The sequence below is a fragment of the Bradyrhizobium sp. JYMT SZCCT0428 genome, from assembly GCF_018131075.1.
Lineage (GTDB): Bacteria > Pseudomonadota > Alphaproteobacteria > Rhizobiales > Xanthobacteraceae > Bradyrhizobium.
Window position 1 is genome coordinate 1 of record NZ_JAFCLS010000093.1, and the last position, 15,024, is coordinate 15,024.

The window sequence follows — 15,024 nt, forward strand, 5'->3', positions numbered from 1 at the left end:
GAGTCAACCAAGAACTCGTCTCCGGGGAGATCACGGCATAAGCCGTAAAGCCATTGCGCAGGGAAGGCCGGGTGTTCACCGCTGCCCTGTATGCTCGTGTGCACCTTGTTTTGTGCAAACCGCACACGAGACCGCGGGTGCAGCGCGCACCCGGTCTTCCCTGCGCCCTCTGTTTGGAGGGCGGGAAGTTTCCAGCAAACCTCGGGCGCATCGCGCCGCGGGAATGCGAACTCACATCTTTGTCGTCCCTGCGAACGCAGGGACCCATACGCCGCGGCGGAAATTGTCGAGCACGATGGTTGACAGCTTTCTTCAACAACAGATGACCGGAGTTATGGGTCCCTGCGTTCGCAGGGACGACGAGTGTGGCGACGTTCATTGAATCACCTCACAGCATCCCCCGTTCTTCCTCCTCCGCCTGGCTCACGGCCCCTTCCTTCGCGGCACAATGAAGATCATCGTCGAGGCGCAGGCGATCGAGATCGCGAAGATCGCGGCGGTGAGCGGCAGCGTCGTGGCGGAATGGCCGCCGAGATAGGCGCCGAATTGCGACACCAGCGAGCCGATCCCCATCTGCAAGAAGCCCATCGCGCCGGATGCGGTGCCGGCGGCTTCGGGGCGGACGCTGAGCGCGCCGGCGGCCGAGTTCGACATCACGAAGGCATTGGCGACCATCACGATCATCTGGGTGCCGAACAGGAGGGAAGGCGCCTGGTTGGCTCCTGCAAGACTCCACACCAGATTGAGCAGGCTGCCGCCGAGCTGCAGCGCCAGCCCGAACCAGATCAGCTTCTCCAGCTGATAGCGCGGCGCAAAGCGCACGCAGAAGAGATTGCCGACCAGGTAGGCGAAGCCGGTTGCCGCAAACCACGCGCCATATTCGGCGCTGGTGCGGCCCATTTGGGTGACCACGACATAGGGCCCGCCGCCGGCGAAGGCAAAAATGATCTGCGAGGCCAGCACCTGGCACAGCGCGTAGCCGATGAACGCCCGCGACGTGATGAGGCCGCCGACATCGCGGCGAAAGCTGCTGCCGGCGGTGCGCTCGCGGCGGGTTTCCGGCAGCATGATCGCGATGCCCACCGTGATCGTCAGCGACGCCGCAGTGATCAGATAGAAGATCGCGCGCCAGCCGAACGCGGTTTCCAGCAGGCCGCCGGTCAGGGGGCTCAGCATCTGCGCGATCATCATGACCGCGATCACGAGGCTGATCATGGAGCTGATGCGCTCGCGGCTGTAGAGATCGCGGATGATGGCGCGGCTCACCACCATGCCGGTGGCGCCGCCAAGCGCCTGCAGGAAGCGCGCGGCGATCAGTTGCGGCAGGGTCTCGGCGAAGACGCAAGCTGCGCTCGCCACGACCATCAGTCCGAGGCCGCACAGCAGCACCGGCCGGCGCCCGAAGCGGTCCGACAGTGGCCCCATGATGATCTGCGAGCAGGCGATGCCGACCATGAACAGCGACACCGTCATCTGCGCGATCGAAATATCGCGCCCGAACGTCGTCGCCAGCACGGGCAGCGCCGGCACCAGCAAGTACAGCGAGATCGGCGCGACGCCCGTCATCGCGACGAGCATCAGCAGCATGATCTTCGACGTCGCGACGCCGCCGGTGTCGCCGGCAGTACCGGGCGGCTTGCCCATCACGCCATGCATTCAGGTCCGATCCGTTGTGTGAATTGGACTGTAGCGGGATGGCTCCCGGCGAATACGGCCGTTTCGGCATGCGGCTATGCCGGGATCGGGAGGCGATGTGCACGTTTGAGGTCGTCATTCCGGGATGGTCCGAAGGACCAGACCCGGAATCTCGAGATTCCGGGTTCGTGCTTCGCACGCCCCGGAATGACACCTGGCTTAAAGCGGCAGCAGCGCTGCCGTCGCGTCGTCCAGCCACAGCTTGGTCGCGTTGTCATCGAGGTGCGGGCGTACCTCGCGGTTGACGCGCTCGTGGTAGTCGTTCAGCCATTTCAGTTCGGTCGGGCTCAGCATGTGCACGTCGATCAGGCGGCGGTCGATCGGGGCCAGCGTCAGCGTCTCGAACGCGTTGATCGGCTTTTCGGCGCCGGCAACGTCGGTGCCGACGACCAGTTCGAGATTTTCGATCCGGATACCGTAGGCGTCCGTCTTGTAGTAGCCGGGTTCGTTGGACAGGATCATGCCGCGCTTCAGCGGCGTGGTGCCGAGCTTGGAAATCCGCGCCGGGCCCTCATGCACCGACAGATAACTGCCGACGCCGTGGCCGGTGCCGTGCTCGAAATCGAGGCCGGCGGCCCAAAGATATTGCCGCGCGAAACTGTCGAGCTGGGCGCCGGTGGTGCCGTCGGGGAACACCGCACGCGCGATCGCGATATGGCCGCGCAGCACGCGGGTGAAGCGGTCGCGCATTTCGTCCGTCGGCTCGCCGATCGCGATGGTGCGGGTGACGTCGGTGGTGCCGTCTTCATATTGCGCGCCGGAATCGATCAGCAGGAGATCGCCGGACGAAATCCGCCGGTTGCTCTTGCGGGTGACGCGGTAATGCACGATGGCGCCGTTCGGCCCGGTGCCGGCGATGGTCGGAAAGGAAACGTCCTTCAGGGCGCAGGTCTGGCGGCGGAAGGTCTCCAGCGCCTCGACGGTGTCGATCTCGGTCAGCGCGCCCGACGGCGCCTCGCGGTCGATCCAGGCCAGAAATCGCGTCAGCGCCACCGCGTCGCGCTGATGCGCGGTGCGGGTGCCTTCGATCTCGGTGATGTTCTTCACCGCCTTCAAGAGACTGACGGGATCGTTGCCGCGCACCGGCTTGCCGCCGGCGGCCGCGATCATGCGGCTCAACGCATCGGCCGCCGTGACGCTGTCGAGCGCGATCGCGGCACCACCCTTTGCGAGTTCGGTCAGCATCGGCGCCAGCGCGTCGGGCTCTCGTACGTCGGCGGATTGTTCGAGATGGTCGCGCGTCAGGTTCGAGAGCTTGCGGTGGTCGATGAAGATGGTGGGACGGCCGTCCTTCGGCACCAGCGCGTAGGACAACGGCAGCGGCGTGTGCGAGACGTCGGCGCCGCGGATGTTGAAGCTCCAGGCCACCGCGTGCGAATCCGACAGCACCAGCGCATCGACGCCGAGTTTTACGATCTCCAGCCGGATGCGCTTGAGCTTCTCGGCTTCGATCTCGCCGGAAAATTGCGTGCCGTGAATGGCGACCGGGCCGAGCGGCGGGGCGGGGCGTTCGGTCCACACCGAATGGAGCGGGTTGTTGTCCACCGCGACCAGCTCCGCGCCGGCCTTGGCGCAGGCCGCCGCCAGCCGCTCGGCTGCCGCGGACGTGTGCAGCCATGGGTCAAAACCGAGGCGGTCGCCGGCGGCAAGATGCTTGGCCAGCCATTGCTCCGGCGGCGGATCGGCCAGCGGCTCGATATGCCAGGCCTTGCGGTCGACCTGCTTGGCGGCCTGCAGCGTGTAGCGGCCATCGACGAAAACAGCGGCTTCCTTGGTCAGGACGGCGGCCATGCCGGCCGAACCGGTGAAGCCGGTGAGCCAGGCCAGCCGCTCTTCCGATGCCGGCACATATTCATTTTGCTGCTGGTCGGCGCGGGGAATCACGAACCCCGTCAGCTTGCGCCGCGCCAGTTCCTCGCGGAAGGCGGCCAGTCGTGCCGTCAGGGCTATGCCGCTTTCGGGCTCTTCGAATGTCTGGAAATGGGCTTCGAACATCGCCGGCTCACTCAGGGGTTGGGTGCAGGTCCGCACAACATAGCCATAATTTGGCATAATCTGTGCTTCAATATCCATGTCCGCGTTAGATCGAACGGAACGGTTTGCCAGGCAAGCCGTTCACGTGAGGCCACCAGGGGAAATTCCAGGAGTGTTTCATCTCAACGAAGAGGGGATACACGATGCCTGCTTTTATGTTTGAGAAGATCTCGCCGCCCGTCCGCCGCGGCCCGGCACCTCCGATCGCCAACAAGAAGCAACGCGGCGTCATCGTCCAGATGCTGGACCGGTTCGCCCTGGCGCGCGTCAAACGTACCAGGCAGGCAGAAGAAAAGGGCGTCATCGCCCGCTACAAACCCCCTGAGCCTCCGGAATGAGTTTCTAGCCCGCGTTGCGCAGCAGCAGGCTGCTCCAGCCTTCGATGCGCAGATGACGCACCGGGACCAGGCCTCGCGCACGATAGGCTGCTATCACCGAAGCCGCCTGGGGCGTCAGCAGTCCCGACAGGATAACCAGCGCCGATGGTGCCAGATGCCGCGCCATCGGCGATGCCAATTGTCGCAACGGATTGGCGAGGATATTCGCCAGCACCAGATCGAACGGGCCGGCCTGCGCGAATTGCGGCGCCGAGAAGCCGGTGGCAGGGATCGCCTGCACCAGATGCCCGGCTTCGTTCAGCCGGGCGTTTTCCTGCGCAACCCGCACCGAGAGCGGATCGATGTCGCTGGCCAGCACGTTCTCCTGCAGCGCCTTGGCCGCTGCGATCGCCAGCACGCCGGTGCCGGTGCCGAGGTCGAGCACGCGCTGCGGACGGTACGCCTTGAGGACGTGATCGAGCAGCAGCAGGCAGCCGCGCGTGGTGCCGTGGTGGCCGGTGCCGAACGCCAGCGCCGCCTCGATCTCGATGCCGATCTTGTTGGATGGCACCCGCGCGCGGTCGTGGTGGCCATGCACGACAAAACGCCCGGCCGGGACCGGGACGAGGTCCTCGAGGGTGGCCTTGACCCAATCCTTCGCCTCGACCGTGTCGAAGACGATGGTTTTGGCGGCTTCCTCGCCGGCAGCGTTGGTCACGAGCTGGCGCACCAGCGCCTGGTCCGGCGGGACGGCAAAATGCACGGTGACATCCCAGCGGCCGCCCGGACCTTCAAACGCGGCGATGGCGGCCTGCCCCTCAAAAAAGACTTCGGTAAGTATATCGACGACAAGTTTGGCGGCGGTCTCAGTGCCGACCGCGAAGGCCGCACGGGAGGTAGCAGGGGTGGAGGTCATTGGGGAACCACGAGAAAACAGCGGAAAGCTCAAACTTGACTAAGTTTCAGTTCGTAAGGTCGGGAGAACCTGCCACTGGCAGCGGCCGGCGGAACTCGGTTCCGTCGCCTCTCTGAAGTACCCCAATCATGGCTGATCTTGCCAGCCTCATTTCCAGCATAGGAACCACTCCCGTAAAATGCTCTCCATGAATTCGTCGTGGACACCCATCATCTCATTCCCTGACTCATCAAACGGTCGCGGCTGGTGTGCGGTCCGCGCTTGCACAGCTTATCGACCCTTGACGCAACGCTTTTCCACAACGTCATCCACCGGAACATACAGGAGGCTTCCACAGGGTGGCCCAGTTGGTTTGCCCGGCTTAGGCACCGGTTTCTCCACCGGTGGTCCACACCCTTGTCCACCGAGAAGCGAGCGTAATTTTCAAGGCTTGTTAGCCAATTCACCGCCGATTCACAGCGTTTGCTGATCGGCGCCGCGACCGGGGATGCGGGAACCCGGCGTTAAACGGCGCGTGGCACGATCGCTGCCATAAATAAATATTAACAAGGGAGGAATTGAAATGGCCAAGATTACGGCAGTTATTGCAGTCATGTGCGCCGTGTGCGCGTTCGTCAGCTATCCGTCGGCTGAAGAGCGCCGCCAATCCGCGATGGAGACGATCTCGCCGCTGGCGATGATGCAGACCGCGCGGGTGCTTCCGACCGAGGCCTACGACGCTATCTAACCACCGAGCAGGGCGCGGCACCGGCAGCGGTGTTGCGCCCCTCAACCAAACAGCGCGCGGTGATCGCCCAGGATCATCTTGGCGGCGTTGTGGCCGGGGGCGCCGGTGACGCCGCCGCCGGGATGGGCGCCCGAGCCGCAATGGTAGAGGCCCTTCAGCGGCCCGCGGTAATCCGCATGGCCCAGCATCGGCCGCGCCGAGAACAGCTGGTTCAGCGTCAGCGCGCCGTGAAAGATGTCGCCGCCGAGCAGCCCGAACTGGCGCTCCAGATCGAGCGGCGACAGCACCTGTCGGCCGACGACGCTTCCCGCGAAGCCCGGCGCAAATTTGTCCACCGTCGCGATCATGAGGTCGGCCACTTCCTCAGCGTAGTCGTCCCACGATTTTCCGTCCGGCAATTGCGGCGCGACGTGCTGGCAGAACAGGCTCGCGACATGCTGGCCGGGCGGGCAGAGCGAATCATCGAGCGTCGAGGGGATCAGCAGCTCGACCACCGGCTCGCGGCTCCAGCCGCGCTCGCGGGCATCCTGCCAGGCGCGGTCCATGTAATCGAGACTGGGGGCGAGGATGATCCCGGCCGTGAGATGATCGCCTTCGCCCGGCAGCGCCGTGAACGAGGGCAGGGCGCTCAGCGCCACATTCATCCGGAAGGTTCCGGAGCCGTTGCGCCAGTGGGTGATGCGATCGAGGAATTCCGGCGCCAGCGCTTCTGGTGGCACCAGCCGCGTGTAGAGCAATTTCGGATTGACGCCGGAGACGACGTATTTCGCGCGCACGATCTGGCCATTGTCGAGGACGACACCAACCGCGCGGCCGCCTTCGACCATCACTTCGCGCACGCCGGCGTCGAGTTCGATGTCGGCGCCATGGCCGCGCGCCGCGCGCGCCATCGCCTGCGTGATCGCGCCCATGCCGCCGATGGCGTGGCCCCACACGCCCTTTTTGCCGTTCACCTCGCCGAACGCATGGTGCAGCATCACGTAAGCGGAGCCCGCCGCATAGGGGCTGGCGTAATTGCCGACGATGGCGTCGAAGCCGAACAGCGCTTTCACGAGGTCGCTCTCGAAGCGTTCGTCCAGCATTTCGCCGGCCGAGCGGGTGAACAGGTCGAGCAGGCTGCGCTGCTGTTCCAGCGACAGCTTTTTCAGGATGCTGGCGGTGCCGAGCGCGTTGAAAGTCTCGCGGATCGCGCCGAGACCGAAACCTTCGACGATGTTCGGCGGGGCGCGTAGCACCAGTTGCCGCAATACATCCGCAATGCCCTCCAGCTCGTGTGCGAACGCATCGATGCGATCGGCGTCGCGCGGGCTCAATCTGGCGACTGAATCCCGGGTACGGCCTTCGCCGGTGAGGAGATAGCTGCCATCGGGCGCGGGCAGGAAGTTCTGCGCGCGGCGTTCGACGATGCGCAGGCCGTGCTCGGCCAGCTTCAAATCGGTGATGATCTGCGGGTTGAGCAGGCTGACGGTGTAGGCGGCCACCGAATTGCGGAATCCCGGATGGAATTCCTCGGTCACGGCGGCGCCTCCGACCACCTTGCGGCGCTCGACCAGCTTAACGCGCAGGCCGGCCATCGCGAGATAGGCCGCGCAGGTGAGGCCGTTATGCCCCGCACCGATGATGACGACGTCCGTTTCGTTCATGTGCGCTTCAACAAGGTTTGATTAAGCCGTGCCGTTGCGCCGCCCCGGCGTCCCCTCAATCCACCATTTTGCGGTTCCTTGCTAGCCTTGTTGCCATATGCTCCATTAACCGTCTCTGGCGCTTCCATGCCGGAATTCCGCCCTCCGGCGCCCGCCGGGTCCATGCCGGAGCTCTCATGAGCCTTTCTGAACCGTCCGCCGCCACGGACCTGTCGTCCGATTCCCAGAACCGGATGGTTCTGGTGGTCTACACCGCGGCGATCTTCGTCAGCGCGCTGCTGCTGTTCTCGGTGCAGCCGCTGTTCACCAAGATGGTGCTGCCGCGGCTCGGCGGCTCGCCGGCGGTGTGGTCGGTGGCGATGGTGTTCTTTCAGTCGCTGCTGCTGGGCGGCTATGCCTATGCGCATTTTCTGATGCAGCTCCGCAACCGCGCCGTCCCTGTGGCCGTGCATCTGGTGTTGCTGGTCGTTGCCATGCTGACGCTGCCGCTGTCGATCTCGAGCGGCTGGGGCGATCCGCCGAATTCGGGCTATGCGATCTGGCTACTGGGTCTGTTTGCGGTATCGATCGGGCTGCCGTTTTTTGCGCTCGCCGCCAACAACCCGCTGCTGCAGGCCTGGTTCGTCCGCACCGGGCATCCCAGCGGGCCCGATCCTTACTTTCTCTATGCGTCCTCCAACATCGGCAGTTTCCTGGCGCTGTTGTCCTATCCGGTGCTGCTGGAGCCGATGTTTACGCTGCGCGCGCAGAATCTGATCTGGACCGGCGGCTATGGCCTGCTGATCGTGCTGATCGCAAGCTGCGGCATCATGCTGCTGCGTTCGCCGGCCAATGCGGCTGATCTGAACATGCCTGCCGACGATGCGGACGCGCCGGCGCCGTCATGGATGACGCGCGCGCGCTGGATTTTCCTCGCGGCAGTGCCGTCGGGTCTGCTGATCGCGGTGACCGCGCATATCTCCACCGACGTCGCCGCGGCTCCCCTGTTATGGGTGCTGCCGCTGTCGCTGTATCTGTTGACCTGGGTGCTGGTGTTCCAGTCGCGGCCGCTGCTGCCGCACAAATGGATGTTGCTGGCGCAGCCGCTGGCGATCGCCGGCGTCGTCGTGCTGCTGGCCTTCGGCGGCGAGCAGAATTTGCTGCTGACGCTCGGCGGGCATCAATTGTGTTTCTTCGTCATCGCGATGGCCTGCCATGGCGAATTGGCGCGGACGCGGCCGGCCGCCAAATATCTCACCGGCTTCTACGTCGCGCTGTCGTTCGGCGGCATGGTCGGCGGCCTCTTCGCCGGCCTGATCGCCCCCTTCACCTTTTCCTGGATCGCCGAATACCCGATCCTGCTGGCACTGGCGGCGTTGTGCCGGCCGACGGGAAACGAGCGGTTGCCGCGCTGGAGCAATTGGTACTGGCCGTTCCTCGCGGCGCTGGCGGTGGCGCTGATCGCACCGACCTGGTCGCCCGGTACGGTCATGCACTGGCTCGATGACCGTCGGGTCTGGATGATCGGCGCGGTCGGCGTGCTCTCGGCATTGCTGGCGCTTGGACTGAACGCCAGCCGCTGGAAGATCTTTGCAACCGTGGTGGTGGCGCTGGTGCTGCTGCGCGCTTACCCTTCCGACGACGGCCGGGTGGAGACCGTGCGCAGCTTCTTCGGCGTCCATAAGATCGTGGTGACGTCGAACGGCCAATATCACGTGCTGATGCACGGCACCACGATCCACGGCGCCGAAAAATTCAAGAACGATGACGGCACGCCAGTGACCGGCCGGCCCGAGCCGATCACCTACTACCACAAGGACGGCGGCATCGGGCAGGCGATCGCGGCGGTGCGCGAGCGGAAAGGGGCCGCGCTGCGGGTTGCGGTGATCGGGCTTGGCTCCGGCACGCTGACCTGCGCCTCGTTGCCGGGCGAGGACTGGAAGTTCTTCGAGATCGACCAGACCATGGTCGATACCGCGCGTGATCCGAAGTATTTCACCTATATCAGCAAGTGCGAGCCGGACCTGAAGCCCGTGATCGGCGATGCGCGGCTGACCTTCGCGCGCGAGCCGAACGGCGTCTACGACCTGATCATCGTCGACGCCTATTCGTCGGATGCGATCCCGATTCATCTGGCGACCGAAGAGGCGATGGAGATCTACAAGGAGAAGCTGGCGCCGCAGGGTGTGGTGGCGATGCACGTTTCCAACCGGCATCTGGAGCTGTCCAGCGTCGTGGTCGGCATTGCCGATGCCAACGACATGAAGAGCTGGGTCTACAGCGAGGATTCCGGCCGCGACAGCGAGTACATCTTCTCGACCTCGGTGGTGGTGTCGGCGCGGCACGAGGCCGATGTCGGCGCGCTCGCGTCATCGGACAAATGGGCCGAGACCGAAGCCGAAGATCACCAGCGGGTCTGGACCGACGATTATTCCAACGTGCTGGGGGCCGTTTGGCGCCGGATGCGCGACGGCGAACAATAGGCCCATTGCGATAATTCGTTGCAGGTTTATGGTTCGGTGCGCTTTCCAAACGAATGGAATTTCGCGATGGCCAATTTCACTCCTGTGTCGGCCGCGATCGGCGGCGCGCTGATCGGCCTTTCCGCCGTGCTGTTGATGCTGCTGACCGGCCGGATCGCCGGCATCAGCGGCATCTTTGCGGGGCTCCTGAATATCAGGAGTGAGGACAAGGCCTGGCGCATCGCCTTCATCGCGGGGCTGATGCTGGTTCCCGTCATCGCCGGATGGATCGGCTACGGCATGGCGCCGCCCAGGCTGCCGGCCAGCTGGGCCGTCATCGTGGTGGCGGGATTACTGGTCGGCTTCGGTGCGCGGCTCGGCGGCGGCTGCACTTCCGGACACGGCATTTGCGGCATCGGACGGCTGTCGGTGCGCTCGATCGCGGCGACCATCGTCTTCATGGTGACGGCGGTGATCACCGTGGCCGTCACCCGCCACATATTGGGAGGCTGAGCCATGGAAGTCATATCGCGGATCATCGCGCCGTTGTTGTGTGGCCTGATCTTCGGCACCGGCTTGCTCGTCTCGGGAATGGTGCAGCCGACCAAGGTGCTCGCATTCCTCGATATCTTTGGCGCGTGGGATCCAAGCCTCGCCGTGGTGATGGCGGCGGCATTGGCTGTCGCCACTCCCGGCTTCATGCTGGCAAGGCGGCGCGCGCGGCCGGTGCTGGCCGGGCAGTATTTCCTCCCGGTCAAATCCGACATCGATGCGCCGCTGGTGCTGGGCGCAGGACTGTTCGGCATAGGGTGGGGTCTCGTCGGATTGTGCCCGGGACCGGCGCTGGAGAGCCTGGCGACGCTGTCGCCGGGCCTGGTTGTCTTCGTTGTGGCGATGGCCAGCGGGATGATTCTGCACGACACATGGCAGCCGTCGCGGCCACCGTTGCAACGACAAGTCCAAGTCAATCCTGATAGGTGAACGGCCCGCGCGGCTGGTAATATTGCTGCGGCTGCTGCTGGTAGTAATAGCCCTGTGGCGCCCGCGCGTAGCCGCGGTTGTCATAATATTGCTGCGGCTGCGGATAGGCCTGTGCGCCGTAGAGGCGGCGGTCGCGCGGCGCCGGATAACGCGCCTCGCTGGAACTGCCGTCGGCCGGATAGATATAGCCGTCGTCGGCGCGCCCTTGCGGCGCCATTCCAGCCTGCGGCGCCATGCCGGGCTGCGGCGTGATCACGACGGGATCACCAGCGGCGTTGGATTGCTGCTCATATTGCTGCGGCGGAGCACGGCGCGCGACGGCGTTGGTGCGCGGCCGCGGATTGCGCGCCAATGCGACCTGGGAAGAGCCGGTCAGCGTCACCGTGGTGTTGAGCACGCCTTGCTCCTGCACCAGCGCGTAGAGCTTCGCGGCGTTGTCGCGCGACAGCCGCACGCAGCCATGCGACGCCGGGGAGCCGAGCCGGCCCACGGAATCGGTGCCGTGAATGGCGTGGCCGACCTTCGTGAAGAAGATCGAATGCGGCATCGGCGCCTCGTCGAATTCCTTGGAATAGTGATCTGCTTCCATGCGGAAGGCGCGGAAGCTGCCGTTCGGCGTTTCATACGATGGAAGGCCGCTCGACACCGGCCAGCGATAGCGCTCGACGCCATCGACGGCGACGGTCATCAGCTGGCTATCCTTGTCGACGGTGATGGCGACTTTGGCCTGCGCGGCGCTGGTCATGAACAGCATCAGGCAGGTAGCGGCAACGAGGAAGGAACGCATTTTACCTTTGGCCTCCAGGCCGTTTTACCAAAGCGCCATGAATGCAGGCGCCGCAGCTCTCCGTCCCCCGGCATCCAATATGCCCGGAATCCGGTCGCTATTCCAGCGGCCTGCAGACCCATCGTTAATGCGCCCCACGGCGCAAACAAGGCGGAGAGGGGGCTGAATCCGGCTGATAGTGCTGACTTTTTCGCGAGCGGTTGCCATAACGGCTCGCCTTGAGCGATCCGTCAGTTCTTCAACCGATACCCCGTCCTGAAGATCCACCACACCAGCACCATGCACACCGCGAGGAAGCTGAGCGTCATACCGAGGCTCAGGGCGACGCTGACGTCGGCGATTTCATAAAAGCTCCAGCGGAAGCCCGAGATCAGATAGACCACCGGGTTGAGCAGCGTGATGGTGCGCCAGCCCGATGGCAGCATGTTCACCGAGTAGAAGCTGCCGCCGAGGAAGGTCAGCGGCGTCACCACCAGCATCGGGATCATCTGCAGCTTCTCGAAGCCGTCGGCCCAGATGCCGATGATGAAGCCGAACAGGCTGAAGGTCACCGCCGTCAGCACCAGGAAGGTCAGCATCCACCAGGGATGCATGATGTGCAGCGGCACGAACAGCGCGGCGGTGGCGAGGATGATCAGGCCGAGGATGATCGATTTGGTGGCGGCGGCGCCGACATAGCCCAGCACGATCTCGAAATACGACACCGGCGCCGACAGCAGTTCATAGATCGTGCCGACGAATTTCGGGAAGTAGATGCCGAACGAGGCGTTGGCGATGCTCTGCGTCAGGACCGACAGCATCACCAGCCCCGGCACGATGAAGGTGCCGTAGCTGACGCCGTCGACCTCGGTGATGCGCGAGCCGATCGCGGCGCCGAACACCACGAAATACAGCGAGGTGGAAACGACCGGCGAGACGATGCTCTGCAGCAGCGTGCGCCAGGTGCGCGCCATTTCGAACAGGTAGATGGCTTGAACGGCGCGCCAGTTCATGGTGCCCTCACCAGGCTGACGAAGATGTCTTCGAGCGACGATTGCGTGGTGTCGAGGTCGGAGATGCGGATGCCGGCGTTGCGGAGGTCGCTCAAGAGACTGGTGATGCCGGTGCGATCGCCCTTGGTGTCGTAATGATAGGTCACTTCGCGGCCGTCCTCGGACAGTTCGAGATGGTAGGCGGCCAGCGCTGGCGGGATCGCCTCGACCTTGCTCTGCAGGTACAGCTTGAGATGCTTCTTGCCGAGTTTCTGCATCAGCCCGGCCTTGTCCTCGACCAGGATGATCTCGCCCTTGTTGATGACGCCGATGCGGTCGGCCATCTCCTCGGCCTCTTCGATGTAATGCGTGGTCAGGATGATGGTGACGCCGGAGGCCTGCAGCGCGCGCACCACTTCCCACATGCCCTTGCGCAATTCGACGTCGACGCCCGCGGTCGGCTCGTCGAGGAACAGGATCTGCGGCTCGTGCGACAGCGCCTTTGCGATCATGACGCGGCGCTTCATGCCGCCGGACAGCGTGACGATCTTGGAATCCTTCTTGTCCCACAGCGACAGGTCTTTCAGCACCTTCTCGATATGGGCGGGGTTCTTCGGCTTGCCGAACAGGCCGCGGCTGAAACTCACGGTCGCCCACACCGATTCGAAGGCGTCGGTGTGCAGTTCCTGCGGCACCAGCCCGATCAGCGAGCGCGCGGCGCGGTAATCCCTGTTGATGTCGTGGCCGTCGACGGTGACGCGGCCTTCGCTCAGGTTCGCGATGCCGCAGATGATGGATATCAGCGTGGTCTTGCCGGCGCCGTTGGGTCCCAGCAGCGCGAAAATCTCGCCGCGACGGATATCCAGATTGATACCGTTCAGCGCCTTGAAGCCCGAACCATAGGTCTTGGACAGGTTGGCGACGGAAATGATCGGGGACATGGAGAGCATGGTCGCAGTCTGATCTGAAATTGTGGCACGGCGCTGCGGCCGCGTGAGCGCGAGCGGGGGCAGCGGGAACTTTCAGATAGGAATGCGCGGGCCGCTTCGCAATCGGCGAATAGAATTATTATCTCTTGCTATTGCTTCTTCTTGGCCGGCTTTTTCGCGGCCGCGCCTTTTGCCGCCGCGGCCGGCTCGCTCTGCTCGGGCACTTTCGCCAGCGTCATGATCTGCGTCTGCGCATTGACGGGTCCGTTGGGACGGGCGGGATCGAGCAGTTGCTCCTCGCCCAGTCCGACCGACTGCAGCCGCTTCGCCGATATCTTGAAGGTGTTGACGAGGATGTCGCGGATCGCGTCGGCGCGGCGCTGGCTGAGGAAGACGTTGTGGTCGCGCCGGCCGGTCGATTCGACATGGCCGACGATCAGGAACGTGTAGTTCAGCAGGGCGGAGTTGACCAGCGTGTCGGCCAGCCGTCCGATGGTCTGATAGGATTCCGGCCGCACGATCGGGGTGTCGGTGTCGAACTGGATGTCGACGTTGAAGCTCGGCAGCTTGTTCAATTCGGGCGCGATCGGCGGCCGCTTGTTCGGCGGCGGCTCGTTCTTGCCCCGTTGTTTCGAGCGCTCGAGCACCTGCTGGCGCAGCGCGGGGATATCCAGCTCCAGCGGCGTTTCCAGCCCGCTCAGCTTGGTGGCGACGTCGTCCTGCGCCCGGTAGCCGACATCGGCGATGGACTTGGTGCATCGCGCGCTCACGGTCGGCAGCGCCAGCAGGCAAGCCAGGGATTTGAAGACCTCGCGTCCCTTGCCGCCGCACTTCTTGACGACTTCGAACTCGCACTCCCGCCCGACAGTGGCGCGCGCCGCGATGCGTTTCTGGATCGCATCGAACGCCCGGGGATAATCGGTCTTGCACGCCGCCGACATCACGTCCTGGTTGCGGTAGAGGCACTCCTTCAGGCGGGTGGAGTCGATATTGACGCCGCGGCAATTGGCGGTGATGTCGGGGGCGCAGCTCTTGCCGAGAATGGCGGCCCCCTCGCCAAAGCTGATGGTCTGCGCCGACGCCAGCGACGGCGCCATGAGCGCAAGGATTATTAGGATGGATTTGCCCCGGAACATGGCCGCATCTCAACCGATGAATCCGCCGTTGGTCAAGGGCTTGGGCGAACAGAATGCCGTTCTGTCATATTGTCCGTTGTTCATAGCGTTTCCCTTCGCTCGGCAAGCCGGCCCGCCGTGGTCCCGGCTGGAATATCGGGGTCGGGAGGTCGAGTCCGGTTGACCAGGCGCCGGCTCCGATTCGGACTGACAAGACGAACAGCGGAGGATGTGAATCCGCGTTCTCGCGGCGCGATACGCCCGAGGTTTGCGTTCGTTCCACCCTCTCAAATCAGAGGGCGCAGGGAATGCCGGATGCGCGCTGCACCCGCGGTCTCATGTGCGATTGTGCATAAGAATGCTGCACATGAGCATACAGGGCAGCGGAGAACATCCGACATTCCCTGCGCAGTGGCTTTACGGCTTATGCCGCGCTCTCCCCGGTGAGACGGCCTCTATTGCCACCGT

12 protein-coding genes and 1 pseudogene are annotated in these 15,024 nt (G+C 64.4%); 5 read left to right on the top strand and 8 right to left on the bottom strand.

All coding sequences use genetic code 11. From position 1 onward, the window contains the following. Nucleotides 1-388: 388 nt before the first annotated feature. Together JQ575_RS41970 and JQ575_RS41975 are read right to left on the bottom strand one after the other, a co-directional pair. Nucleotides 389-1,656 (bottom strand): annotated as a pseudogene (locus JQ575_RS41970) (multidrug effflux MFS transporter). Nucleotides 1,657-1,854: 198 nt separating this feature from the next. Further along, a complete protein-coding gene (locus JQ575_RS41975; protein ID WP_212039011.1) occupies nt 1,855-3,690 on the bottom strand; it encodes an aminopeptidase P family protein in 1,836 nt (611 codons plus the stop codon). Between the two features lie 182 nt (nt 3,691-3,872). On the opposite strand from JQ575_RS41975, the gene JQ575_RS41980 reads away from it, so the two are divergent. Continuing rightward, the gene (locus tag JQ575_RS41980; RefSeq protein WP_212039012.1) at nt 3,873-4,067 is read left to right on the top strand and encodes a hypothetical protein; all 195 of its coding nucleotides are present in this window, start codon (nt 3,873-3,875) and stop codon (nt 4,065-4,067) included. A gap of 4 nt (nt 4,068-4,071) precedes the next feature. Here the strand turns inward: JQ575_RS41980 and JQ575_RS41985 are convergent, their stop codons facing one another. After that, entirely contained in the window at nt 4,072-4,962 is an 891-nt protein-coding gene (locus tag JQ575_RS41985) for a 50S ribosomal protein L11 methyltransferase (RefSeq protein WP_212039013.1), read from the bottom strand. Between the two features lie 562 nt (nt 4,963-5,524). On the opposite strand from JQ575_RS41985, the gene JQ575_RS41990 reads away from it, so the two are divergent. Next, nucleotides 5,525-5,689, top strand: coding sequence for a hypothetical protein (locus JQ575_RS41990; protein ID WP_212039014.1), 165 nt, complete (start codon nt 5,525-5,527; stop codon nt 5,687-5,689). 41 nt (nt 5,690-5,730) lie between these two features. On the opposite strand, the gene JQ575_RS41995 is transcribed toward JQ575_RS41990, so the two are convergent. Further along, nucleotides 5,731-7,332, bottom strand: coding sequence for an NAD(P)/FAD-dependent oxidoreductase (locus JQ575_RS41995; protein WP_212039015.1), 1,602 nt, complete (start codon nt 7,330-7,332; stop codon nt 5,731-5,733). A gap of 176 nt (nt 7,333-7,508) precedes the next feature. Between JQ575_RS41995 and JQ575_RS42000 the strand changes: the two genes are divergently transcribed. From JQ575_RS42000 to JQ575_RS42010, 3 genes are all read left to right on the top strand, one after another. Next, nucleotides 7,509-9,794 carry a spermidine synthase gene (locus JQ575_RS42000; RefSeq protein ID WP_212039016.1) on the top strand — a complete coding sequence of 762 codons (2,286 nt, stop codon included), beginning with the start codon at nt 7,509-7,511 and terminating at the stop codon, nt 9,792-9,794. A 66-nt stretch (nt 9,795-9,860) separates the two neighbouring features. Further along, nucleotides 9,861-10,286 (top strand): YeeE/YedE family protein, encoded by a 426-nt coding sequence (locus tag JQ575_RS42005; protein ID WP_212039017.1) that lies wholly within the window; start codon nt 9,861-9,863, stop codon nt 10,284-10,286. Between the two features lie 12 nt (nt 10,287-10,298). Beyond that, complete coding sequence (locus JQ575_RS42010) at nt 10,299-10,754, top strand: DUF6691 family protein (RefSeq protein WP_409364888.1); 456 nt, start codon at nt 10,299-10,301, stop codon at nt 10,752-10,754. Here the strand turns inward: JQ575_RS42010 and JQ575_RS42015 are convergent. From JQ575_RS42015 to JQ575_RS42030, 4 genes are all read right to left on the bottom strand, one after another. Continuing rightward, entirely contained in the window at nt 10,738-11,541 is an 804-nt protein-coding gene (locus JQ575_RS42015; RefSeq protein ID WP_212039019.1) for a L,D-transpeptidase, read from the bottom strand. The two genes, JQ575_RS42010 and JQ575_RS42015, sit on opposite strands and share 17 nt — an antisense overlap. A gap of 230 nt (nt 11,542-11,771) precedes the next feature. Further along, nucleotides 11,772-12,533, bottom strand: a complete 762-nt coding sequence (locus JQ575_RS42020) for an ABC transporter permease (RefSeq protein WP_212039020.1) — start codon at nt 12,531-12,533, stop codon at nt 11,772-11,774. Beyond that, the gene (locus JQ575_RS42025; protein ID WP_212039021.1) at nt 12,530-13,453 is read right to left on the bottom strand and encodes an ABC transporter ATP-binding protein; all 924 of its coding nucleotides are present in this window, start codon (nt 13,451-13,453) and stop codon (nt 12,530-12,532) included. Before JQ575_RS42025 ends, JQ575_RS42020 begins: the two co-directional genes overlap by 4 nt. Nucleotides 13,454-13,590: 137 nt before the next feature. Then, entirely contained in the window at nt 13,591-14,220 is a 630-nt protein-coding gene (locus JQ575_RS42030; protein WP_249167276.1) for an OmpA family protein, read from the bottom strand. Between the last annotated feature and the right edge of the window lie 804 nt (nt 14,221-15,024).